Source organism: Mucilaginibacter galii (assembly GCF_014635825.1).
Lineage (GTDB): Bacteria > Bacteroidota > Bacteroidia > Sphingobacteriales > Sphingobacteriaceae > Mucilaginibacter > Mucilaginibacter galii.
In genome coordinates this window covers 564,479-588,019 of sequence record NZ_BMDO01000001.1, presented here as the reverse complement: position 1 = coordinate 588,019, position 23,541 = coordinate 564,479, and the positions used below count along the sequence as shown (strand labels likewise).

At 43.4% G+C, this 23,541-nt stretch carries 20 protein-coding genes; 18 read left to right on the top strand and 2 right to left on the bottom strand.

The genetic code is table 11. From position 1 onward, the window contains the following. Positions 1–43 precede the first annotated feature (43 nt). Positions 44–868: a formyltetrahydrofolate deformylase gene (gene purU, locus IEV61_RS02560; RefSeq protein WP_188413489.1), complete on the bottom strand. Its 825-nt coding sequence runs from the start codon at positions 866–868 to the stop codon at positions 44–46. 538 nt (positions 869–1,406) lie between these two features. Between purU and mraZ the strand changes: the two genes are divergently transcribed. The 17 genes from mraZ (at position 1,407) to IEV61_RS02475 (ending at position 20,678) form a co-directional block, all read left to right on the top strand. Next, complete coding sequence (mraZ, locus tag IEV61_RS02555; RefSeq protein WP_188413487.1) at positions 1,407–1,871, top strand: division/cell wall cluster transcriptional repressor MraZ; 465 nt, start codon at positions 1,407–1,409, stop codon at positions 1,869–1,871. Beyond that, positions 1,864–2,766 carry a 16S rRNA (cytosine(1402)-N(4))-methyltransferase RsmH gene (gene rsmH / locus IEV61_RS02550; RefSeq protein ID WP_188413485.1) on the top strand — a complete coding sequence of 301 codons (903 nt, stop codon included), beginning with the start codon at positions 1,864–1,866 and terminating at the stop codon, positions 2,764–2,766. The genes mraZ and rsmH overlap by 8 nt, the downstream gene beginning before the upstream one ends. Then, on the top strand, positions 2,763–3,167 hold the full coding sequence (locus IEV61_RS02545) for an FtsL-like putative cell division protein (RefSeq protein ID WP_188413484.1): 405 nt from the start codon (positions 2,763–2,765) through the stop codon (positions 3,165–3,167). The genes rsmH and IEV61_RS02545 overlap by 4 nt, the downstream gene beginning before the upstream one ends. Next, positions 3,164–5,257 carry a PASTA domain-containing penicillin-binding protein gene (locus tag IEV61_RS02540; RefSeq protein ID WP_188413482.1) on the top strand — a complete coding sequence of 698 codons (2,094 nt, stop codon included), beginning with the start codon at positions 3,164–3,166 and terminating at the stop codon, positions 5,255–5,257. Before IEV61_RS02545 ends, IEV61_RS02540 begins: the two co-directional genes overlap by 4 nt. Next, positions 5,258–6,721 carry a UDP-N-acetylmuramoyl-L-alanyl-D-glutamate--2,6-diaminopimelate ligase gene (locus IEV61_RS02535; RefSeq protein WP_188413480.1) on the top strand — a complete coding sequence of 488 codons (1,464 nt, stop codon included), beginning with the start codon at positions 5,258–5,260 and terminating at the stop codon, positions 6,719–6,721. A gap of 34 nt (positions 6,722–6,755) precedes the next feature. After that, positions 6,756–7,100: a four helix bundle protein gene (locus IEV61_RS02530; RefSeq protein ID WP_188413478.1), complete on the top strand. Its 345-nt coding sequence runs from the start codon at positions 6,756–6,758 to the stop codon at positions 7,098–7,100. Positions 7,101–7,166: 66 nt separating this feature from the next. Then, positions 7,167–8,408 carry a phospho-N-acetylmuramoyl-pentapeptide-transferase gene (gene mraY, locus IEV61_RS02525; protein WP_188413476.1) on the top strand — a complete coding sequence of 414 codons (1,242 nt, stop codon included), beginning with the start codon at positions 7,167–7,169 and terminating at the stop codon, positions 8,406–8,408. Between the two features lie 58 nt (positions 8,409–8,466). Next, positions 8,467–9,864 carry a UDP-N-acetylmuramoyl-L-alanine--D-glutamate ligase gene (gene murD / locus IEV61_RS02520; RefSeq protein ID WP_188413474.1) on the top strand — a complete coding sequence of 466 codons (1,398 nt, stop codon included), beginning with the start codon at positions 8,467–8,469 and terminating at the stop codon, positions 9,862–9,864. A 115-nt stretch (positions 9,865–9,979) separates the two neighbouring features. Further along, positions 9,980–11,146: an FtsW/RodA/SpoVE family cell cycle protein gene (locus IEV61_RS02515; RefSeq protein ID WP_188413472.1), complete on the top strand. Its 1,167-nt coding sequence runs from the start codon at positions 9,980–9,982 to the stop codon at positions 11,144–11,146. A gap of 57 nt (positions 11,147–11,203) precedes the next feature. Further along, the gene (gene murG / locus IEV61_RS02510) at positions 11,204–12,343 is read left to right on the top strand and encodes an undecaprenyldiphospho-muramoylpentapeptide beta-N-acetylglucosaminyltransferase (protein ID WP_188413470.1); all 1,140 of its coding nucleotides are present in this window, start codon (positions 11,204–11,206) and stop codon (positions 12,341–12,343) included. 107 nt (positions 12,344–12,450) lie between these two features. Next, entirely contained in the window at positions 12,451–13,815 is a 1,365-nt protein-coding gene (murC, locus tag IEV61_RS02505) for a UDP-N-acetylmuramate--L-alanine ligase (protein ID WP_188414413.1), read from the top strand. Continuing rightward, positions 13,805–14,677, top strand: a complete 873-nt coding sequence (locus IEV61_RS02500) for a cell division protein FtsQ/DivIB (protein WP_188413468.1) — start codon at positions 13,805–13,807, stop codon at positions 14,675–14,677. The genes murC and IEV61_RS02500 overlap by 11 nt, the downstream gene beginning before the upstream one ends. A 6-nt stretch (positions 14,678–14,683) precedes the next feature. Beyond that, on the top strand, positions 14,684–16,030 hold the full coding sequence (gene ftsA, locus IEV61_RS02495) for a cell division protein FtsA (protein WP_188413466.1): 1,347 nt from the start codon (positions 14,684–14,686) through the stop codon (positions 16,028–16,030). A gap of 201 nt (positions 16,031–16,231) precedes the next feature. Continuing rightward, the gene (gene ftsZ, locus IEV61_RS02490; RefSeq protein WP_188413465.1) at positions 16,232–17,851 is read left to right on the top strand and encodes a cell division protein FtsZ; all 1,620 of its coding nucleotides are present in this window, start codon (positions 16,232–16,234) and stop codon (positions 17,849–17,851) included. Between the two features lie 163 nt (positions 17,852–18,014). Beyond that, positions 18,015–18,434 (top strand): hypothetical protein, encoded by a 420-nt coding sequence (locus IEV61_RS02485; RefSeq protein ID WP_188413463.1) that lies wholly within the window; start codon positions 18,015–18,017, stop codon positions 18,432–18,434. A 69-nt stretch (positions 18,435–18,503) separates the two neighbouring features. Next, on the top strand, positions 18,504–19,106 hold the full coding sequence (locus IEV61_RS02480; RefSeq protein ID WP_188413460.1) for a hypothetical protein: 603 nt from the start codon (positions 18,504–18,506) through the stop codon (positions 19,104–19,106). Positions 19,107–19,274: 168 nt separating this feature from the next. Continuing rightward, complete coding sequence (locus IEV61_RS02475; RefSeq protein ID WP_188413458.1) at positions 19,275–20,678, top strand: serine hydrolase domain-containing protein; 1,404 nt, start codon at positions 19,275–19,277, stop codon at positions 20,676–20,678. 92 nt (positions 20,679–20,770) lie between these two features. Here the strand turns inward: IEV61_RS02475 and IEV61_RS02470 are convergent, their stop codons facing one another. Continuing rightward, positions 20,771–21,571, bottom strand: coding sequence for a lysophospholipid acyltransferase family protein (locus IEV61_RS02470; RefSeq protein WP_188413456.1), 801 nt, complete (start codon positions 21,569–21,571; stop codon positions 20,771–20,773). 357 nt (positions 21,572–21,928) lie between these two features. On the opposite strand from IEV61_RS02470, the gene IEV61_RS02465 reads away from it, so the two are divergent. Next, entirely contained in the window at positions 21,929–23,173 is a 1,245-nt protein-coding gene (locus IEV61_RS02465; protein ID WP_188413454.1) for an aminotransferase class I/II-fold pyridoxal phosphate-dependent enzyme, read from the top strand. Positions 23,174–23,541 lie beyond the last annotated feature (368 nt).

Genomic DNA, 23,541 nt, shown 5'->3' with positions numbered 1-23,541 from the left:
TATATGTAGCCCTCCCTCCCGAGGAGGGTTGGGAGGGACTTCTTTAGTCAAATACTACCGTCTTTTTCTTATAAACAAATACCCTGTCTTCAAATACCAGTTGCAAGGCTTTGGCCAGCACGGCCGTTTCAATTTCGCGCCCGGCCTTTACCATATCGGCTGCGGTATAGGTATGGTTCACCGGGATGGTTTGCTGGGCAATAATGGGCCCTTCATCCAAATCGTTGGTTACAAAGTGGGCAGTGGCGCCAATAAGCTTAACGCCGCGGTCGTAAGCCTGCCGGTACGGACTGGCGCCTACAAAGGCAGGTAAAAAGGAATGATGTATATTAATGAGGCGTTTTTCAAAACGAGCCACAAACGCAGGGGATAGTATCCGCATAAATTTAGCCAGTACTATATAGTCGGGTGTATAGTTCTCTATGGCTTGTGCAATAGCATCCTCAAATTGTTCCTTAGGCTGCTCGTGCGTAATGTGGTGAAATGGGATATCGAATCTGCGGCAAACATCGGCCAGCGTATCATGATTGCCAATTACACATTGCACGGTGGCGCCCAGGGTTTTAAAGTAGTTGCGTACCAGTATATCTGCCAGGCAGTGGTATTCTTTAGTGACCAGCACCACTATCTTTTTTTCGGGCACCGGGTTTATGGTAATTATAGCGTCATCGGGCAGTAGTTGTTTGAGTTCAAACTCCAGTTGTTGTTTATTAATGGTTTGCTCTACATCAAGGCGAACAAAGAAGCGGTTGTTGGCTTTGTCCACAAACTCATCCATCGATATAATGTTGAGTTTGGCGTGCGTTAATTCGCCCGATATAGCAGCCACCAAACCCACCCGGTCGCGGCACTGAATAATTACGATCATAAGGCACGAAAGATAGGAAAATATTGTGCCTTGCCCATAAATAGATTTAGCAAACCGGGCTTTGCTCTTTAATAATGGCCACCCTTGAGTTATCGGCAAAATATGCCTGGACTACTGTTCTTCACTAAGCATAAACAGCAATATAACAATGGCTTAACACTCTAAATTATGCCCGTCATGCATCTCAACGTAGTGGCAAATTCTTTAAAAAGTTAATATTCTTAATTACTTACTTATAAAAATACCCGGTTCAGGGAAATAAAATTAATTAAGGAACGGCTAATTAATGCTTGGCTAAACACTGGCTTATCTCGTCATTCGGTTCAAAATCAGGCTGTTATTTTAGTTTTAAGAAAATTTATATCTCTAAATTAATTTAAAGTAAAATATTCACTATCAGGTATTTACATAATTGTTTTGCGTGGGTGGGAGTAAAGTTATGCACGGTGGGTGTTAATAACTTTTTAGTGGGGAAAAGTGGAGGAAAGTGGAAATTGTGTACTACTTTTACATTAGAAATATTAGAAGAGTTGTCGGCATGTCCCACTTTTTAGGAGAATTTGATTGTAAACTGGATGCTAAAGGGCGGATGATGATCCCTACAGGCCTCAAGAAGCAGCTTCCCGAAGCTGAGCGTGAGGGGCTTGTGATCAATCGTGGCTTTGAAAAGCATTTAGTGATCTATACCCGGAAAGAGTGGGATAAAATAGTAGACGACCTGAGTAAGCTAAACCAGTACGAAAAGCGTACCCGCGAGTTTATCCGCTACTTTACCCGCGGCGCCAGTGAGTTAACGCTCGATGCCAGTAACCGGGTGTTGTTGCCAAAGGCGCTGATGGAGTATGCCGGTATAAACACCGAGGTGGTATTGAGCTGTCAGTTTAATAAGATAGAAGTTTGGGACCAGGCTGCTTATGATGCGCAGATGGATAGTGCTCCCGAAAATTTTGCTAACCTGGCCGAAGAGGTAATGGGTGGTTTAGGAAGGGGAGGTAATGAGTAATTACCATAATCCGGTTATGCTGCAGGAATGTATTGAGGCGCTTGATATAAAGCCCGATGGTACTTATGTAGATGTGACTTTTGGCGGTGGCGGCCACTCGCGCGAAATTATGAAGCACCTGGGCAAAGGCGGGCGATTAATTGCTTTTGATCAGGATGCTGATGCGCAGCGTAATGCTATTGAGGATGATCGTTTTGTGTTTGTTGACCAAAATTTTCGTTACCTCAAAAATTTTTGCCGTTTACATGGTGCCATTCCGGTAGATGGTATCCTGGCAGATTTGGGCGTATCGTCGCACCAGTTTGATGAAGCCGACAGGGGGTTCTCTATCAGGTTTGATGCTGAGCTGGATATGCGCATGAATCAGGCATCAGAGTTAACCGCCAAGCAGGTAGTTAATACATATGCCGAGGCCGATCTGCATCGCATTTTTGGCATTTACGGCGAAATACAAAATGCCAAATCGCTGGCCCGTACCATTGCCACGGCAAGACTAAACGGTCCGCTGAGTACGATAGCTGATTTAAAAAATGCCATTGCCGGTTTAATACCGCGTGGTAAAGAAAATAAATACCTGGCGCAAGTGTTCCAGGCGCTGCGAATAGAGGTAAACCAGGAACTGGAGGCATTGAAAGAGTTTTTAACTCAATGTGCTGAGGTGCTGGGTACCGAAGGCCGGTTGGTGGTAATGTCGTACCACTCGTTAGAAGACCGCCTGGTAAAGAATTTCATTGCTAAAGGAAAATTTAGCGGCGAGGTGGAAAAAGATTTTTACGGTAACGATCAAAAACCGCTGACGGCTGTTAGCCGCGGCGCAATTACCGCTACCGAAGATGAACTATTAGAGAACAACAGGGCACGTAGTGCTAAACTAAGAATAGCTGTAAAAAGATGAGCAACCGTTTACGTACAGAAATTCAGGAAGAAGAAGCTGAAAAGGAAATTTTGGTGAAAGAGATTCCGGTGCCCGAAAACCCGGAAAACTTTTTAACCAATTTGCTGAGTAAGGGTGTGATCTCTACAGATGCAGTTACCCGTGCTTTGCCCTTTGTATTTTATCTGGCTTTATTAGGCATGGTTTACATTGCTAACCGTCATGTTGCCGAGAATAACCTGCGCAATATAGATAAGGTAAGTAAAGAGGTTAAAGAGTTGAGTTGGGATTTTAAAACTACCAAGGCCGATATGGCCTACAAAAGCACGCAAACCGAAGTGGCTAAACGTGTAGATACCTTGGGAATAACAGCGCCGATAGAGCCGCCCCAAAAGTTAACAGATGCGGAGGTAGTCAAATGAACATCAGGACCAACATATTATTAAGGGTATACCTTGCTTTTGGCCTCATTGTAATGCTGGCCTTTGCTGTTTTTTTCAAGCTTTGCCATTTACAGTTCGCTCAAGGCAAAAAGTGGAAAGCTATGGCCGATAGCCTGAGCACCCGCTACGTAAATATTGATGCCGCCCGCGGTAATATTTTTGCCGTTGATGGCAGTTTGCTGGCTACCTCGGTGCCTGAATATGAGCTCCACATGGATATGCTGGCCGGTGGTATTGCCGATGATAAGGTGTTTTACAGCAAAGTAGATTCATTGGCTATGAAAATGTCAGCATTTTTTGCCGACAGGCCGGCCGGCGAGTACTCGCGCATACTGCGAGATGCCCGTAAAGATAGTCTGCGTTACCAATTGATTCGTCGCAGAGTGTCTTACCAAGACTTAAAGAAGATCCGCAAATTTCCGATATTCAATTTGGGTCGTTATAAAGGCGGGCTAATTATCGTTCAGCAAAACAAGCGCATTTTGCCATTCCGTACGCTGGCTGCCCGTACTATTGGTTATAATAACGCCAACGTTAAAAATCCGGTTGGATTAGAGGGTGCTTACGCCGAATATATTAAAGGCGAAAGCGGCAAACGTTTAATGCAACGTATTGCAGGCGGCGTTTGGATGCCCGTAAACCAGGAAGAAGAAATTGCGCCTAAAGAGGGTGCCGATATCATATCTACCATTGATGTTAACTTTCAGGATGTAGTGCAAAACGCTTTGCAAAAGCAGTTGATCATCAGCAATGCCGATCATGGCGCAGCCATTTTGATGGAAGTATCTACGGGCGAGATTCGTGCGGTAGCTAATTACAGTAAAGTTGCACCCGGTGAGTATCAGGAAAAATTCAACTATGCTATAGCTGGTAACCAGGATCCGGGTTCTACCTTTAAAATCGCATCATATTTAGCTCTGTTAGAAGATAAATATGTGGACACGAATACCATGGTAGCTACCGGTACTTATCCTATTCCGGGGCATACTATTACAGATTCACACGGCAGTATTGGAGTGGTAACCGTTAAAAAGGCGTTTGAAGAGTCATCAAACGCCGCGGTTGCCTACTTAGTAAATAAAAATTATAAGAACAATCCATCCAAGTTTACCGATCATTTGTATGACTGGCACTTGAACGAAAAACTGCAATTGCAGATTCCGGGCGAGGCGCAACCGGTGGTAAAAAACCCTAAAAACACCAGCTGGAACAAAAATATGACCTTGCCGCAAATGGCTTATGGGTATGAAATGCAGTTAACGCCGTTGAAAATGCTGTCGTTCTATAACGCTATCGCTAATAATGGCAAATACGTAGCGCCAATTTTCGTTCGCGAGATCAGGCGTTTAGGTAACCCGGTAGAGCAGTTTAAAGCCCGTGTAGTTAACGAGAAAATATGCTCAGACGTTAGCCTGAAAAAAATGCAGGAAATGATGGAAGGTGTAATTACCGAAGGTACCGGTAAAAATATCATCTATAATCCATTGTACCGTATTGCAGGTAAATCTGGCACGGCCCAGGTAGCTGATGCCAATAAGGGTTACAAAGCCAGAAGACAATACCAGGCGTCGTTTGCAGGTTATTTCCCGGCAGATAAGCCTAAATATTCATTGATCGTGGTTATTAACGACCCTAAAAACGGTTACTACGGCGCCGCAGTTGCAGGTCCGGTTTTCAGGGAAATTGCCGATAAGGTATATTCCAGCGACCTGGAAATGCAGCAAAACGTGCCAACTCACTACGTAGGTAACACACAATTGCCCAAGGTAAAAACCGGGAATATGAAGGCCGTGCAACAGGTATACAGCAAATTGGGGGTAAAGCCTTTATACGCTTCTAACACACCGCGCGCAGTTGATACCAGCAATGGCATTCCTTCGCAGGAAATTAAATACAAACGTGGTACTGTGCCATCAGTAACGGGTATGGGCCTTAGCGATGCATTGTATGTGTTAGGCAATGCAGGTTACAAAACAACCGTACGCGGCAGCGGGTTAGTGGCGCGCCAGTCGGTAACGGGTGGCAGCATGATCCCTAAAGGTTCACGCATAACATTAGAACTGGAATAAATGAGATACTTAAGCGACTTACTCGAAGGCTTGGCCTTTACAGAGCTTCAGGGCAGTGCCGATGTGGATATCACCAGCGTGGTGTTCGACTCACGCAAGGTAGTGCCGGGGTCGCTTTTTGTGGCAGTACGCGGTACCGTGGTAGACGGGCATGACTATATGGAGCAAGCCGCCAAAGATGGTGCAGTAGCCGTTATTTGTGAAGACCTGCCCGGCCATACCGTTGGTGAAACAGATTTCATCATGGTGCAAAACTCGGCCGCCGCTTTGGGTATCATCGCTACTAATTTTTACGATAATCCGTCGCAAAAATTGAAGCTGGTAGGCGTAACCGGTACCAACGGTAAAACCACGACAGCTACATTATTATATCAGTTATACCGCGACCTGGGTTACAAATGCGGGTTACTTTCAACGGTAGAAAATCAGATCAATGGTAAGATTGTGCCTTCTACTCATACCACCCCCGATCCGGTTGCCTTGAATGAGTTATTGAACGAGATGGTAGTGCAAGGCTGCGATTATTGCTTTATGGAAGTTAGCTCGCACGCGGTGTCACAACATCGTATTGACGGCTTAACGTTTGCCGGTGGCATATTTTCCAATTTAACACACGACCATTTAGACTACCATAAAACTTTTGATGCGTACCTGAAAGCCAAAAAAGGCTTTTTCGATATGCTGCCTAAAGGTGCCTTTGCACTAACCAATGCCGACGATAAGAACGGCAACGTAATGCTGCAAAATACCAAAGCCACCAAAAAAGCGTACGGCCTTAAAAATATGGCCGATTTTAAGGTGAAGATCTTGGAAAACCAATTTGGCGGCTTGCTGCTGAATGTAGATGGCGACGAGGTGTGGTTTAAAATGGTAGGCAGTTTTAATGCTTACAATTTATTAGCTGTATATGCGGCTGCCGTATTATTAGGCCAGGAAAAACAAGCCGTGTTAACCAGCCTAAGTAAGTTAAGCGGTGCTGAAGGCCGTTTCGATTACACTATTGCCCCTAACAAGGTAATTGGTATTGTTGATTACGCCCACACGCCCGATGCTGTTCAAAATGTGCTGAGCACGGTGAAAGACATCCGCAAGGGAACCGAAAAAGTGATCACCGTAATTGGCTGTGGGGGTGACCGCGACAAAACCAAACGCCCGGTAATGGCCAAAACGGCCTGCGACTGGAGTGATAAAGTGATCCTGACCTCAGATAACCCACGTTCGGAAGACCCGACGCAAATTATCCGTGATATGGAAGCTGGTGTCGACCCGTCAAACCAACGCAAAACCATCAGCATAACAGATCGCCGTGAAGCTATCAAAACGGCAGTGCATTTGGCTCAGCCGGGAGATATCATTGTGTTAGCCGGTAAAGGCCATGAAAAGTATCAGGATATAAATGGTGTGAAAAATCACTTTGATGATAAAGAAGAATTACTGAACGCGTTTGCGAATGTGCAGATGTGAGGATGTGCAGATGTGTAAATGATGAAGACTTAAAATGAATGAGAAGCCAAATTTGATCGTTGATCTGACATTTAATTTCTCGTTAAAGATTATACAATTCACAGAATTGCTTGAAGCAAAGAGGAAGTATAATATGGCGAATCAGCTTTTTAGAAGCGGCACTTCAATTGGTGCTAATGTTAGAGAGGCACAAGGGGCAGAAAGCAAAGGCGATTTTATACATAAATGTAAAGTAGCATATAAGGAAGCAGAAGAAACTAATTACTGGCTGCTACTATGTAAAAACGCAGAAAGTTATCCATTTGAGGAACATCTGCTAACAGATGCGCAAAGCATCATTAAAATATTAGGACGAATAATAACAACATCGAAAAATTAAAATATAAACCGCAAGTAAGCTCATCTGCACATTCGCACATCAGCATATCTGCACATTTAAAAAAGCATGCTCTACTACCTATTTAGCTATCTGGATCGCAACTATAATATCCCCGGCGCGGGGGTGTTCCAGTATTTGACGTTCCGCATGGCTATGGCGGTAATCGTATCGTTGCTGGTTACTACCGTTTGGGGTCGCAGGTTAATTGATTATTTGCGCTTTAAGCAGGTAGGCGAAACCGTACGTAACCTGGGGTTAGAAGGACAAATGCAAAAAGCAGGTACGCCTACCATGGGTGGTTTAATTATCCTGTTGGGTATCCTGGTGCCAACCTTGTTGTTTGCGCGTTTGGATAATATATACATTATACTAATGCTGGTGACCACGGTTTGGTTGGGTGCTATTGGCTTTTTAGATGATTATATTAAAGTATTTAAAAAGAACAAAGAGGGCTTGGCCGGCAAGTTCAAAATTACAGGTCAGGTAAGTTTAGCCATTATTGTGGGCTGGACCATGTACTTCCATACCGACATAAAAATGCGTCAGGAGGTAAAGCTGCCGGTTAAATACGATGCCCCGGTAAGCTATCATTTAAAAAATGGTACGCCGGTATATACACAAGATGTTAAGTCAACAAAAACCACCGTGCCTTTTTATAAGAACAATGAGTTTGATTACGGCAAGGTATTAAAGTTTTTAGGAGGTAATTACGAGCGCTTTGCGCTAATGGTGTTCATGTTCTTTGTGATCATGATCATCACTTTCATTTCCAACGGTGCCAACATTACAGATGGTATTGATGGATTAGCAACGGGTACCTCCGCCATCATTGGGGTAACGTTGGCAGTGTTGGCCTATGTGTCGGGTAATATTGTGATTGCAGATTACCTGAACATCATGTACATCCCCAACTCGGGCGAACTGGTAATTTTTGCCGGTGCCTTTGTAGGGGCCTGTGTTGGTTTTCTATGGTACAACTCGTTCCCGGCCCAGGTATTTATGGGCGATACGGGTAGTTTGGCCATAGGCGGTATTATTGCCGTTTTCGCCATATTGATTCGTAAAGAACTGTTGTTGCCCTTATTGTGCGGCATCTTTGTGTTCGAGAACGCATCGGTAATTATTCAGGTAGGCTGGTTTAAGTTTACCAAGCAACGCTTTGGCGAAGGCCGCCGCGTGTTCCTGATGGCACCGCTGCATCACCACTACCAAAAGAAAGGTTTCCACGAAGCCAAGATCGTAACCCGGTTCTGGATCATTGGAATATTACTGGCGATTATTACGGTGATAACGTTAAAATTAAGATAATACCCCTCCCGGCCTCCCCGAAGGGGAGGAGATAAGAGAATATATAGAGACTAAAAAAATGAACGAAACTAATAACATATCATCCACTTCTGCTCCCTCTCCTTTGGAGAGGGCCGGGGAGAGGTTAGTGGTACTTGGCGCCGGCGAAAGCGGCGTGGGTGCGGCTTACCTGGCCCAGCAGCAGGGGTATGAAGTGTTTGTTTCGGATTTTGGCGCCATTGCCGATAAGTATAAGGCTCAACTGCAAGGCTGGAATATCCGCTTTGAAGAAAAGCAGCATACCGAAAGCGAGATATTGAATGCTACGGAAGTGGTAAAAAGTCCGGGCATTCCTGAAAAAGCGCCTATAGTGAAAGTTTTACGCGCAAAAGGCATCCCCGTTATCTCGGAGATCGAATTTGCCGGGCGTTATACTGATGCCAAAATTATTGCTATTACAGGGTCTAACGGTAAAACTACCACTACGGGTTTAACTTATCATATCCTTAAAAATGCAGGGTTAAATGTGGGCCTGGCCGGTAACATAGGCAATAGCTTTGCTTACCAGGTGGCTACCGAAAAGTTTGAGTACTATGTCCTGGAGCTAAGCAGCTTCATGCTCGATGATATGTATGAGTTCCGTGCGCATATTGCCGTATTGCTCAACATTACGCCCGATCATTTGGACCGGTACGATTACAAACTGGAGAATTATGCCGACAGCAAGTTCCGCATTGTGCAAAATCAAACGGCCGAAGATTATTTTATTTACTGTGCCGATGATGCCGAAACCCTGAAAGGGGTGGGCAAACGCACTATTGCAGCACAATTGCTGCCTTTTAGTATACAAAAAGCATTACTGTTGGGAGCATATCTCAACGGCGAAGAACTAACCATAAATACACCAAATAACAATCATTTTATAATGACTATCACCAAACTGGCTTTACAGGGTAAACACAACATCTACAATTCAATGGCCTCTGGAATTGTGTCGAAAGTACTGGAATTGAGAAACGAGTCTATCCGCGACAGCATGGGCGACTTTAAAAACGTTGCACACCGCCTGGAGCACGTAGCCGATATTTCGGGTATCCGCTTTATCAATGATTCTAAGGCCACCAACGTAAACTCTACCTGGTATGCGCTTGAAGGTATGCCTGATGGTAAGGTGGTTTTGATTTTAGGTGGTGTTGATAAAGGTAACGACTACAACGAATTAGCCGGCCTGGTGCAAAAGAAGGTGAAAGCCATTGTTTGCATGGGTACCGATAACAGCCGCATTCACGCTGCCTTTGACGGCGAGGTAGCTAAAATTGTAGATACTGCTTCGGCGTTTGATGCCGTTAACGCAGCTTATAAACTGGCCACCAAAGGCGATACCGTATTGCTATCACCGGCTTGCGCCAGTTTCGACCTGTTCAAGAACTACGAAGAACGCGGCGAGCAGTTTAAGAAAGCGGTAATGGAACTGTAATGTAGATGTGCAGATGAGTGGATATGCAGATGTGCAAATGAGAAGTGTAGCAGGAATAGTATCTGAAATGTGATTTTCTCAACGGAATCACCTAATCAAAAAAATCAACGGTACGATGTACAGACTTTTAGATAAAACCAAGGGCGACAGGTGGATATGGCTCATTGTGATATTACTGTCGGTAATATCGTTATTAGCAGTATACAGCGCTACCGGAACATTAGCTTATAAGCGCGGTGTTGCCAACGAATCTATTTTGTTGAAACACTTCTTCATGATGGTTGGTGGTGGAGTTTTGATGTACGTTTCGCATAAGCTGGATTATCGTTATTACGCAGGTATATCAAAACTATTAATGGTAGTAACCATTCCCTTGCTGTTATACACTTTGCTTTTTGGTAATCACGTAAACGGTGCAAGTCGTTGGGTTGCGCTCCCGGGCGGACTTACGTTTCAAACATCCGATTTGGCTAAACTCGCTTTAATTACCTACCTGGCACGCACGCTTTCGCGCAAGCAAGAACATATAAAAGATGTAAAGCAGTCGTTCATTCCTATCATGGGTTCGGTGTGTGTGGTGTTTATTTTAATTGCGCTGGCTAACTTATCAACGGCATTAATGCTTTTTGGTGTAAGTATTTTGCTGTTAATTATTGGCCGTATAAGCGTTAAGCAAATTGCCGTGGTGTGTTTGGCAGGTGCGGTGTTACTTACTGGTGTAGTGCTTTTAGGCCCGCGTCGTAAAACTTATATTTCCCGTATCAATACATATATGCACCCCGAAAAGGTGGATAATGATAAATCATTTCAGTCAGACCATTCAAAAATTGCCATTGCTACCGGTGGTATTTTTGGTAAAGGCCCCGGCAACAGTACAGAGCGTAACTTTTTGCCTCACCCATATTCTGATTTTGTGTATGCCACTATTATAGAAGAGTATGGCTTATTTGGTGGTGTGTTCATCATGTTTATGTACCTTTTCTTGCTGTACCGGTGTATAAAAATTGTAACCAAAGCACCCAAAGCGTTTGGGGCTTTACTGGCAGCAGGGTTAAGCTTTAGCTTAACCATACAGGCTTTTGCCAATATGGCCGTAGCAGTAGGTTTGGGCCCGGTAACGGGTGTGCCAATGCCCTTGGTGAGTATGGGTGGTACGTCTATCCTGTTTACCAGTGTAGCTTTTGGTATCATCCTGTCGGTAAGCCGCCATATTGATGAGAATGAGGTAGCCAATGTGGCCAAGAAGAAAATAGTGGTGGGCGAAATATTGGAAGTAGCTTAATAAGAGTACAGAGTCAAGAGTACAGAAGGAATAGTAGACAAGATATAGATTAATTAAATGCCAAACCAACAAGGAAATACAACGCAGGCTGCTCCGCGCATCATCATTAGTGGTGGTGGTACGGGCGGGCATATTTTCCCGGCGGTGGCTATTGCCAATGCTTTGAAAAAGCTGAATCCGGCTACGGAGATCCTGTTTGTAGGTGCTAATGGCCGTATGGAAATGGAAAAGGTTCCGGCGGCAGGTTATAAAATCATAGGGTTAGATATTCAGGGCATCCAGCGTAAATCGCTTTGGAAAAACCTGTTATTTCCCATTAAACTGCTGGCCAGTTTAAACCAGGCAGGCAGGGTAATTAAGAATTTTAAACCCGATGCCGCAGTGGGTGTAGGTGGCTATGCCTCGGGTCCGTTATTGTACGCGGCTTCGGGCAAGGGTATACCAACGCTTATACAAGAGCAAAACTCTTACGCGGGCATCACCAATAAATGGCTGAGCAAAAAGGCGAAAAAAATATGCGTGGCCTTTGATGAAATGGATAAATTCTTCCCGGCCGATAAGATCGTTAAAACTGGTAACCCGGTGCGCAAGCAATCGGTAGATACGGCGGGTAAACGTGAAGAAGCTTTACGAGAGTTTAAGCTTTCGCCCAATAAAAAGGTCATACTGGTAACAGGTGGTAGTTTGGGCGCACGTACGCTGAACCAAAGCTTGATGGCCGGGCTTGATAAATTGATTGCTGCAGATGTGCAGTTGATATGGCAAACCGGTAAAGTATACTATGCAGGTATTTTGGAAAAGCTGGGCGAAAACTATCACCCAAACATCCGTATTGTGGAATTTTTAAATCGCATGGATTTGGCTTACGCAGCGGCCAATATCATTATATCGCGGGCCGGTGCCGGTACCATTGCCGAGTTGTGTATTGTAGGCAAACCGGTTATCCTGGTTCCTTCGCCCAATGTGGCCGAAGATCACCAAACCAAGAACGCCCTGGCGCTGGTGCAAACCAATGCCGCAGTTTTTGTAACCGATGCCGAGGCCGGCGCCACATTAGTGCCTAAGGCGCTTGAACTTTTAAATAATAAAGAAGAACAGGAAACACTGGGCAATAATATTAAAAAACTGGCCCTGCCTAATGCCGATGAGGTGATAGCACAGCATGTGATTGATATAATAAAAGAGAGTAAAAAGTAAACAAAAGCAGCCCCTCCTAAATCCTCCCCGGGAGGGAGGACTTTAAAATTAACAAGCTCCCTCCCTGCCGGGGAGGGCTGGGGAGGGGCTTAGAGAAATAGAAAATGATGGAGTTACGCAACATACAGCGGGTTTATTTGATTGGTATCGGGGGTATAGGCATGAGTGGCCTGGCCCGATATTTTAGTCATTTAGGCTGTATGGTATGCGGCTATGATAAAACAGAAACCCCATTAACCGATGCCTTGCAAGCAGAAAGTATGCAGATAGTTTTTGAAGATAATGTTAACCTCATCCCGGCGGAGTTTACCCAACCTGATGAGCATACGTTGATAATCTACACGCCTGCTATTCCTAAAGATTCGGCTATACTGCATCATTTTAAAAATGCCGGGTTCGAGTTGTTTAAGCGTTCGCAGGTTTTGGGCTTAATTAGCCAAAGCATGTTTACGGTAGCTGTAGCGGGTACGCATGGTAAAACCACTACCTCCAGCTTAATTGCGCACATTTTAACCGAAGCCGGTAAAGACTGTACGGCGTTTTTAGGCGGCATTGCTACCAATTATGAGAGCAACGTGCTTTACGGAAAATCGAATATCGTAGTGGTGGAAGCTGATGAATATGATCGTTCTTTTTTGACACTGTACCCCGATATTGCGGTGATCACCTCTATGGATGCCGATCATTTGGATATCTACGGCAGTCACGAGCAATTGACCCAATCGTTCCAAATGTTTGCTTCGCAGATCAAAGCAGGAGGGAAGCTCATAGCTAAACAAGGCTTGCCTTTAGCGCACACTTTCACCAGCTATACCATTAAGACCGAAGCGGCCGATGCCATTGCACATAATATCCGTGTTGAGAACGGCAGTTTCTATTTCGATTTCGAAAGCGGTGATACCGTTATTGATGATATTGAAATAGGTATTCCCGGCATGCACAATATAGAGAATGCCGTAGCCGCTATACAGGTAGCTTTGTTCATGCAAGTTGAAGGTGAGGTTATCAAGCAAGCATTAGCCTCATTCAAAGGGGTTAAGCGTCGCTTCGAGTACATCGTTCGTAACGAAAAAAACATCTACATAGATGATTACGCACATCACCCTGAAGAATTAAAAGCCTGCATTGCATCGGTAAAAAAGCTGTTCCCTAACCGGAAGTTGACTACCGTGTTTCAACCGCACCTGTTTACCCGCACGCGCGATTTTGCCGATGGTTTTGCCGAGGCTTTAGATATGACCGACGAGTTGCTGATGCTGGATATTTACCCCGCACGCGAGTTGCCTATTGTTGGTGTTGATGCTCATACCATTTTAAGCCGGATGAAAATGCAGGATAAACACCTGTTAAGCAAACAAGCCGTAATAGAACACGTACAAAGGCACCAGCCCGAGTTGCTGCTTACCGTAGGTGCCGGAGATATTGACCAATTAGTTAACCCTTTAAAACAAGCATTAAGCCATGTGGAATAAAATAGCGTGGAAGCGAATTGGGATAGCGTTTGGCTGGCTGGTTAGTTTAGCCGGATTAATTGTGCTCATGAGTTTCATTAGTGCAAAAAAAGCAGGCGTAGTTTGTACCGGGGTAAAAGTTTACATACCGGGTAATGAGTATTTTATTGACCAGGCCGAAGTTGACAATATTTTGCAGGTAAGCAGCCATACGCTGGTTGGTCGCAAAATGGAAAACATCAATATTCAGGATCTGGAAAAGAAGTTGCAAGCCAATCCGTTTATCGAGTCGGCTAAGGTGTATATGGATATGGATGGGGTCATACAGGTGGAGATTAGTCAGCGCCATCCGGTATTACGCATACTGAACCGTTTTGATCAGGATTTTTATGTAGACCAGCATGGGTTAAAAATTCCGCTGTCTAACAACTTTACGGCGCAAGTACTGGTGGCTAACGGCAACATTGATGAGATGTTTACCAACCGTATAGACACCCTGCATACCGGTTTGGCTAAAGATATTTACCGCACAGCGGAGTTTATAAGGAAAGACACGTTATGGAATGCACAAATAGCACAAATTTATGTAAACCAAGCACGCGAAATTGAGTTAATACCACGGGTAGGCAACCATAAAATTCTCTTGGGCCGCGCCGACTCGCTATCAACAAAGTTTCACAACCTCCAGATATTTTATAAACAGGCCATTCCACAGGTGGGCTGGGATAAATACAGGGTCATTAATATTAAGTATGCCAACCAGGTAATTGGCATTAAAGCAGAAGGCTACGTGGATAGTGCCGCTATAAAGCGCCCCGTGCCCGCAAAAATAGATACAGCAATAAAGAAACAAGCGTTAAAAGATACATCATCCCAATTTTAAATAGTTATGGAAAAAAGCATACCGCAGGAAAAAAGCTCTCCAATAGTAGTTGGATTGGACATTGGTACCACAAAAATTTGTGTTATTGTTGGCCGCAGGAGCAAGAACGGAAAGATAGAAGTGTTAGGAATTGGTAAGGCCGAATCGGCTGGTGTTACCCGTGGGATGGTATCAAACATAGATAAAACTGTGCAAGGCATATTACAGGCTGTTGATGTGGCCGGTTCGCAATCTAACGTAGAAATACGTATTGTGAACGTGGGCATTGCCGGTCAGCATATAAAAAGTTTACAGCACCGCGGCTTAATTACCCGTCGTGATTTGAATACCGAGATTGGCCGCAAGGATATTGATAAGCTCATAGAAGATATGTATAACCTGGTGATGCCTCCGGGCGAGGAGATCATTCATGTGTTACCGCAAGAGTTTACGGTGGATAATGAGCCGGGCATTAAAGATCCGATCGGGATGTCGGGTGTTAGGCTTGAGGCAAATTTCCATATCATATCGGGCCAGGTAACGGCTATTAAAAACATTGTTAAATGTGTAACCAAAGCACAGTTGGAAAGCCAGGAACTAATCCTGGAGCCACTGGCATCGTCAGAATCCGTATTGAGCGATGAAGAAAAAGAAGCCGGCGTTGTTTTGGTTGATATTGGTGGTGGTACTACCGATGTAGCCATTTTCCATGAAGGTATTATCCGCCATACGGCAGTTATCCCTTTTGGTGGTAACAGCATTACCGAAGATATCCGCGAAGGCTGTTCTGTAATGCGCAATATTGCCGAGCAACTGAAAGTAAGATTTGGTTCGGCCTTGGCAGATGAGAACAAAGAGAACGAAATTGTATGTGTACCCGGCTTGCGTGGCCGCGATGCTAAAGAGATTTCGGTAAAAAACCTGGCGTATATTATCCAGGCCCGTATCGAAGAAATTATTGAGCATGTATACTACGAAATTAAATCATCGGGTTACGAAAAGAAACTGATTGCCGGCATCGTGATTACCGGTGGTGGTGCACAGTTAAAGCACTTATCGCAACTGGTAGAATACGTAACCGGTTTGGACTGCCGCATTGGTTACCCTAACGAGCACCTGGCTAAAAACGAGGTGTTACCTAAAGGTACTTACGAAGAGCTGCAAAGCCCAACATTTGCTACAGGTATTGGTTTATTGATAAAAGGTATTCAGAAAATGGAATACAACAGCCTGGGCGTAGCACAACAACCTGCTGCCAAAACCGAGAAAGCAAAATACACCGACGAGCGTAAATTTGGCCTGCTTGGCAAAATTTTAGAAACCGGTAAAAAATTCATTAAAGACGACATTAAAGACGAAGACTTTTTGAAATAGAAGCCCCCTCTAAATCTCCCCCCGGGAGGGGGAGACTTTCAAATAATATTAAAAAGCCCTCCCTACCGGGGAGGGTTTGGGAGGGGCTTTATTTTATTAACAATTGCGAAAAATTGATAAAATATCAGCTAAAAAAGTCTTAATATTACATGGCGTAAAATTAAATATCCATCATTACACATACCCCTGAAAATAAGTATCATGCAGTTTGAGATGTTAAAAGAAAAATCGTCGATCATCAAGGTAGTTGGTGTTGGCGGTGGCGGCGGCAACGCGGTAAACCATATGTACAAGCAAGGTATTACCGGTGTCGACTTCATCATTTGTAACACAGATGCGCAGGCGCTTGAGCTTAGCCCTATCCCTAACAAGGTGCAATTAGGTGCAAGCTTAACCGAAGGTATGGGTGCGGGTTCTATCCCCGAGGTAGGTAAAAACTCGGCTATAGAGAATATTGAGGATGTGAAGCAAATGCTGGGCAGCAATACTAAAATGCTGTTCATAACCGCAGGTATGGGTGGTGGTACCGGTACCGGTGCAAGCCCTATTATTGCCAAAGCGGCCCGCGAAATGGATATCCTTACTGTAGGCATCATCACTACGCCATTCTCTTTTGAGGGCAAGCGTCGTAAAATGCAGGCCGAAGAAGGTTTAGAAGAACTGAAGAAATATGTGGATTCGTTCCTGGTGATTTCTAACGATAAAATGCGCCAGATCTTTGGTAACTTAACCTTAGGTTCGGCATTTGCCCAGGCCGATGATATACTGACCACGGCCGCCAAAGGTATTGCCGAGATCATTACACATCCGGGTTACATCAACGTGGATTTTAAGGATGTGCGTACCGTGATGAAAGACAGCGGTGTAGCCATTATGGGTAGTTTTTCGGCCGAAGGCGAAACCCGCGCTTCTAAAGCGGTAGAAGGTGCTTTGTCATCTCCATTGTTAAAAGACAACCAGATAGAAGGTGCCCGTTATATCCTGTTAAACATCAGCTCGGGTACCGAGCAAGAGGTTACTATGGATGAGGTAAGCATTATTACCGATTACATACAGGAAGAAGCCGGTTTAGCGGCCGACCTGATTTGGGGTAACTGTATTGACGAGAGCTTAGGCAATAAAATATCGGTAACTATTATTGCTACCGGTTTTCAAACTAAAGACGAACGCGAAAAAGAGCAAAGCACCAAGAAAGTAGTTTCGATGCTGATGCCGGAGAATGCGCCTTTGGTAAAGCCCGTTAACGAGTTTGTAAAACCATCGGTTAAAGAAGATGTAACCTCAAAAGTAGTTACCTCGGCACAAAAGCAAAACGGTCTGTTCGACATATTGGCCCAAGCCGACGAAGAAACCAACAGCAATGTGGTAAGACACAGCTTAATGATGAATGAGCCTGAAGCAGAGCCGGAAACCGAACAAGAACCGGATGGTTTGGTGTTCAAGGTGACAGAAACTGTAATGAGCTTTGAGCAACCATTACAACAGCCTGCTCCTGCACCAGCACCGCAGCCACAAGCCCAGGTACAGCAGCAACCCGAGCCGGTTGTAAGCCCTGACGAAAATAAAACGAACGAATCTATAGAAGAACAACTGCGTAAATCGCGCGAGCGCATTATGCGTTTGAAAGACTTGAGCATGAAGCTGCGTAACGGCAACATTCAGGAATTGGAAAACGTACCGGCCTACAAACGCAAGGAAATTTCCCTGCAACAACCCCCGGCCAGCAACGAAAGTTCGATCTCTAAGTTCTCGCTATCTGAAAATGACGGTACTACGGAGATTCGCAAGAACAATTCGTTCTTGCATGATAATGTAGATTAAGTATAATAGAATTATATTGAAGCCCTTACGTGAGTAGGGGCTTTTTTTGTGAAGTAGTAATGTTCATAAGCTAATTAATTCATATATAATGGGTATAAGATCTAAACTTTTTGTGTTAGGTGATAATAAGATGAGGTACCAATTTGGAGAGTATGCTCTACTTATGTACTACGCAAAACAACTAAATGAAGCAAGAGCTAAAAAGCTTTTTTATGCAACGACTAGAGAATATTACTACAGGGTACTTAACGACTTGAATACGGAGGGATATAGTGACGTTGATGATACTGCTCATTATGAACCGCAAGACATAATAGATGTAATTAAGTTCATTGAGGATGAGTTAATACCTGCACTGAATGCTGAGCCTACTAACCTGCTTGCAAAGTATGGAGGAATGGAGAATTTTGTCAAGCTGTATGAAGCAGAAGAAAATTTTTTAGACGCTTTGGGCTTGAATGATAATGAATATTACGTTGATGAGCCGGAACAAGTGGCTTATGCATTAGAGGTCTTTAAAAATGAATTCCTGCAAAAATCACTTGATAGTGGAATACCTATGGAAAGTATTTTAGAACACTAATATATTCAACCTTTGATTGGTGTTATTACCGCACCATATGGTGATTAGCTGATGTTATTTAAGTCGTTTATGATAGTTGCTATCACAAAATATACTTACCTTCATTGCTCTATACTCTTTCCAGCTTCATTCGTATTTATGGGCTTTGGTGCTAATTTGTTTTTTGTATTCATCCTGATTCCAGGCACTTTGATTATGCTTATCGCTTGGATCTTCACCAGAAATATACAAATTGGCAGGCTACTGCTGTTTGGCTGGGCTTGTGTTATTGCACTTGTAATTTTGGACATAGTTGTTAGAGTTTTCACGGAGAAGAAACAGCTTGAGCGTGATGATATCTACGGAACCTACGTGATCGACCGATCCAAATTTCCGGGTAAACAAGCTGACTGGCAGTATAATCACTATTGGTTTGCAATAACTAAAGATGGTAAATTAAATTTTCACATAACTAACAAAGCTCGGGTAGTTAAAACCTATCAAGGTTTTGTAAGTTTTAAAGAGGATTATGTAAACCCAAGGCTTGTTATCCAACTACCTGAGCCGCATCATCACATTATGGAAGTAGAGCCCACGCTTTATCGAGATGTTTTTTCTTTCTATTATGTTTTTAAGTCACCGAGATTTGGCAATGTATTCTTCACCAAAGGAGAATGGAAGCCGATTGATTGAAAGTAAATATTTGCATTTTTTACTATTTGTACAACGCTTACTAAGGCTTTGTTCAATAAGCGCCATACTGTTACAGGGCTATGCCCTGTGGTAAGGTAATTAAGCATTTATAAAATGTGTAACAACGCTCAAATTTTTGCGTCTGTTAAGTAAATCACAAAAATTATCATGCGCTTCTTTCAAATAGGTTTGTTAGCTTTCCTGGTGTTGGTATTACAAATAACCATTATAAAGGCACAAAATAAACTCAATTCTATTAATGATTTTGTTAAGTCGGAGATGCAATCCCGCGGTATACCGGGTATGCAAATAGCAATCATAAAATCAGGAAAGATTGTAATGCTCAAATCATATGGCTTGGCTAATATTGAGCATGGGGTAAAGGTTGATGCCAATACATTGTTTTCTATAAATTCTGCCACTAAAGCTTTTACAGGTGTTGCAATTATGCAACTGGTAGAGGATGGCAAGCTTAATTTAGAGCAGCCAATTTCCACCTATATAGACAGCCTTCCTTTAGCCTGGCAAAAAATACCTGTACGCAGATTGTTGGATCATACCTCTGGTATTCCTGATTTTTTGGATGTTAAAAATGGAGGGTATGTATACGGACTAAGTTTTAATAGGGCTTGGCTCAAAATACGCGAGGAACCTATGGAGTTTGTTCCAGGTGAAAAAACCTCTTACAACCAAACCAATTATGTGCTGTTGGGGCAAATAATAGAGCACCTTAGTGGTATGACGTTTGAACAATTTGTTCATGACCGTCAATTCATTCCCGCTAAAATGTATTTGGCTAATTTTGGAGATTCGAGAGATGTTATCAAAGATAAAGCACCCACGTATGCATATTCTAAAAGTACTAAAGGGGCCTTTGTTAAAGGTAAGACCTTGGAACGTACATGGGAGGAGTTTCCGGAATCAAGGGCAGGGGCGGGGATTAATGCGACTGCAGAGGAATTGGCCAAATGGATTATTGCACTGCAAAATGGCATATTATTAAAAAAGAAAAGTAGTTTAAGCGAAATGTGGCAGCCACAAAAGCTTAATAACAAGAGTTACGGCGGCTGGGCAATGGGCTGGGTGGCAAAAAGGAATTTGCCACCGCGGGCGGTTGCCGGTATAGGCGGATCGAGATCATGGTTTTATATATACCCTGACCATGATTTGGCTGTTGTTGTACTTACCAATTTAAAAAGTAACGGACCAGAGAATCTTGCTTCTGAAGTAGCAGGCTTTTATTATCCTCAGCTAAAAGCATCAAATGGCGGTAACTACCCCGATAGCGTAACTCCTTTGCGCACTATACTTGAGCAAAAAGGCTACGAAGATGCATTAAAAGCTTATCACGCCTTACAGGTTAAGAACACAGATTATAATATTTCGGAAAAAGACCTCATTAATTGGGGTTATTATGAACTGCTGTTACTAAATAAACCACTAAAAGCAAAAGCGATATTTATACTTACAGCCTACTTATATCCAACCAGCACTGATGCAAAGGAAGGGATTGAAGATGTGAACAAGGCATTAAATGCTGGTAAAGTAACTAATACGGGGATAAAGAAGTGAACTTGAACACAGTAATGAGTAACGGCAAACGGTTTAAGGATTACGTCCCAACAGGGTCTCTCGTAGAGGACCCTGCGTTTCCTTTCTGCAAATTACTTGCTTAACTCATAGGTGCGTTGTCGTAACCCGGCAAGCAAATCACCACGCTCGCTTAATATAGCAATTTCATCAGCATCAATAGGCTTACCAATGCGAATACGCAGGTACTTGCCATTTTTATTGAACAGTTCGGCCGGAAGCATAGCTGTTTGCAGGGATGGATGCAGGTAGCGCAACAGGCTGAAGCCAAGGCCATTGTTGCCGTGAAAATAGATAGGCACTACCGGTACTTTAGCCTTTTCAATAATCTTGCCCACTACAGGGTGCCATTGGCGGTCTGTGATCGTGCCGGTTTTAAAATTAAAGGCAGCAACTTCTCCCGCAGGGAAAATAGCTACTGGTGTACCTGTTTTAAGCTTATTTAATGTGGTTTTGATCCCGCTAATGCTGGAGCTGTCCCTGACGTTTTCAAAAGGATTTACGGCAATAATATAGTCGGCCAGGTTAGGGATTTTTTTCAATAAAAAATTTCCCATAAAAAGGGCCTCGGGCCTGCAAGAAACTAATAGGTTAAGTAAAGCGAGCGATTCAATAGCCCCATACGGATGATTAGCAATAGCGATAAAGGCGCCATTTGCCGGGATGTGTGAGAGGTCGGAGTTGTCTATATCTAAGGTAACACCTAAAATGTTTAACACATGTTTTGTAAAGGCCAAGCCTTCTAAATTGCCGGCCTGTTGTATCAAATGGTTAAAGGCATCAATTTTCATGACCTTCATTAATAGTGCAGCAAGGCCGGGCAGCTTTACAGTTTTTGTGGCCTTCGAAAAATCATTTAATGATATAACGGTCATGGCGGTAAATGTAACATCACTATGTAAATGCAACAACAGCCCGATGTTAACTTTATTGCAATTAAGTAATAGGAAATCAATGCCTTATTGTATATTTAGTGGTGCGTAAAAAATAGTAGCAATTACAGCACATGGCGAAAGCTAATGCAGTATGAGCGGACGATCTGCGGGGATATGCCCAATCATTAACTAATAAGAGTAATAATACTGCAGCCCAAGTATAGCACGTTTAGGTTAATTAATTCTACTAATAATATTCACATAAATTACGTTATAACCTATCATAAAAAGTTATAACGATTGCTCCGCACCACTTTTAGCACTATATTTGTGTAGATATTAAAGATTAGAAAGCAATTGGATTTATTTGACAAGATATCGAAAAATTTAGGTGGTCCTATCGGGATGCACCAAAAGTGGTCGCACGGTTATTTTTCTTTTCCTAAATTGGAAGGGGAGATATCGGCTCATATGATGTTCAATGGCAAAGAGCACTTGGTTTGGAGCCTGAACAACTACCTGGGCTTGGCTAACCATCCCGAAGTGCGTAAAGCTGATGCACAGGCCGCTGCCGATTATGGCATGGCTTACCCCATGGGTGCCCGTATGATGTCGGGTAACACCAAATACCACGAATCCTTAGAGCAAGGCCTTGCCGAGTTTGTAGGCATGGAAGCAGGCTTCCTGTTAAACTATGGCTACCAGGGTATGGTAAGCATTATTGATACGCTGGTTGACCGTAACGATGTGATCGTTTACGATGCCGAATCGCATGCTTGTATTATTGATGGGGTGCGTTTGCACATGGGTAAACGCTATGTTTACCAGCATAATGATATGGAAAGCTTTGAAAAGCAACTGGAGCGCGCCACCAAGCTAACCGATCAAACGGGTGGCGGTATATTGGTTATTACCGAAGGCGTTTTCGGCATGTCGGGTGCGCAGGGTAAACTCAAAGAAATTGTTGCCTTAAAAGATAAATACAACTTCCGTTTACTGATAGATGATGCGCATGGTTTTGGTACTATGGGCTCTACCGGTGCCGGTACGCATGAAGAGCAAGACTGTATTGAAGGTGTGGATGTATACTTTGGTACCTTTGCCAAATCAATGGCAGGTATAGGCGCTTTCGTAGCCGCTAAAACGGATATTGTAGCTTACCTGCGTTACAATATGCGCTCGCAAACCTTTGCCAAGGCTTTACCTATGCCTATGGTAATGGGTTTACATAAACGCTTCGAACTGCTTAAATCAAAACCTGAACTGCGCGAAAAGCTTTGGACCGTTGCCCGTACTTTACAGCAGGGCTTAAAAGAACGAGGCTTTGACATTGGTAACACCAACACCATGGTTACCCCGGTTTTCCTGAAAGGCGACCTCTACGAAGCCACCAGCTTAACCCGCGACCTGCGCGAGAACTATAGTATATTTTGTTCCATTGTGGTATATCCGGTTATTCCTAAAGGTTTAATTGTACTGCGACTGATACCAACTGCCACACACTCGTTAGAAGATGTACAACGCACTTTAGATGCCTACAGTGAGGTAGCACAAAAACTTAAAGACGGCGTATACAAGGAAAGCAATATGGCCCTGGCCTAATATGTAATATAACTTTTTAAGAAACCTCTTACCTAGGATAGGCAAGAGGTTTTTTTATGGTATCACATGCCGGTATTATTAAATACACAGCAATATGCCGCAAGGGTAAGCCTGTATTGTTGGCAACATTAAGCAGAAATTTGAATTTTATAGGTGATCATGCTGTTGAAATCGATTGTATTTTCGCTGCAAAGTGTTCAAAGTATTCAATTTAAAGGTTGTTATTATTGTCAATATTTAATTAATAGTCTATTAAAAATAGTATAATTAAATAAATTGGTTCAATTAGATGAAAAAGTGCTTAAAACACGTTTAAACCGCATTTTTAAAGGCGTAAATTTTTTTATATTCGAAAAACGCTTTAGATT

What these genes read in the sequence shown, in the direction of transcription:
- purU (WP_188413489.1), bottom strand. Translation starts at nt 868, where the DNA reads ATGATCGTAATTATTCAGTGCCGCGACCGGGTGGGTTTGGTGGCTGCT.
- mraZ (WP_188413487.1), top strand. Translation starts at nt 1,407, where the DNA reads ATGTCCCACTTTTTAGGAGAATTTGATTGTAAACTGGATGCTAAAGGG.
- rsmH (WP_188413485.1), top strand. Translation starts at nt 1,864, where the DNA reads ATGAGTAATTACCATAATCCGGTTATGCTGCAGGAATGTATTGAGGCG.
- IEV61_RS02545 (WP_188413484.1), top strand. Translation starts at nt 2,763, where the DNA reads ATGAGCAACCGTTTACGTACAGAAATTCAGGAAGAAGAAGCTGAAAAG.
- IEV61_RS02540 (WP_188413482.1), top strand. Translation starts at nt 3,164, where the DNA reads ATGAACATCAGGACCAACATATTATTAAGGGTATACCTTGCTTTTGGC.
- IEV61_RS02535 (WP_188413480.1), top strand. Translation starts at nt 5,258, where the DNA reads ATGAGATACTTAAGCGACTTACTCGAAGGCTTGGCCTTTACAGAGCTT.
- IEV61_RS02530 (WP_188413478.1), top strand. Translation starts at nt 6,756, where the DNA reads ATGAATGAGAAGCCAAATTTGATCGTTGATCTGACATTTAATTTCTCG.
- mraY (WP_188413476.1), top strand. Translation starts at nt 7,167, where the DNA reads ATGCTCTACTACCTATTTAGCTATCTGGATCGCAACTATAATATCCCC.
- murD (WP_188413474.1), top strand. Translation starts at nt 8,467, where the DNA reads ATGAACGAAACTAATAACATATCATCCACTTCTGCTCCCTCTCCTTTG.
- IEV61_RS02515 (WP_188413472.1), top strand. Translation starts at nt 9,980, where the DNA reads ATGTACAGACTTTTAGATAAAACCAAGGGCGACAGGTGGATATGGCTC.
- murG (WP_188413470.1), top strand. Translation starts at nt 11,204, where the DNA reads ATGCCAAACCAACAAGGAAATACAACGCAGGCTGCTCCGCGCATCATC.
- murC (WP_188414413.1), top strand. Translation starts at nt 12,451, where the DNA reads ATGGAGTTACGCAACATACAGCGGGTTTATTTGATTGGTATCGGGGGT.
- IEV61_RS02500 (WP_188413468.1), top strand. Translation starts at nt 13,805, where the DNA reads ATGTGGAATAAAATAGCGTGGAAGCGAATTGGGATAGCGTTTGGCTGG.
- ftsA (WP_188413466.1), top strand. Translation starts at nt 14,684, where the DNA reads ATGGAAAAAAGCATACCGCAGGAAAAAAGCTCTCCAATAGTAGTTGGA.
- ftsZ (WP_188413465.1), top strand. Translation starts at nt 16,232, where the DNA reads ATGCAGTTTGAGATGTTAAAAGAAAAATCGTCGATCATCAAGGTAGTT.
- IEV61_RS02485 (WP_188413463.1), top strand. Translation starts at nt 18,015, where the DNA reads ATGTACTACGCAAAACAACTAAATGAAGCAAGAGCTAAAAAGCTTTTT.
- IEV61_RS02480 (WP_188413460.1), top strand. Translation starts at nt 18,504, where the DNA reads ATGATAGTTGCTATCACAAAATATACTTACCTTCATTGCTCTATACTC.
- IEV61_RS02475 (WP_188413458.1), top strand. Translation starts at nt 19,275, where the DNA reads ATGCGCTTCTTTCAAATAGGTTTGTTAGCTTTCCTGGTGTTGGTATTA.
- IEV61_RS02470 (WP_188413456.1), bottom strand. Translation starts at nt 21,571, where the DNA reads ATGACCGTTATATCATTAAATGATTTTTCGAAGGCCACAAAAACTGTA.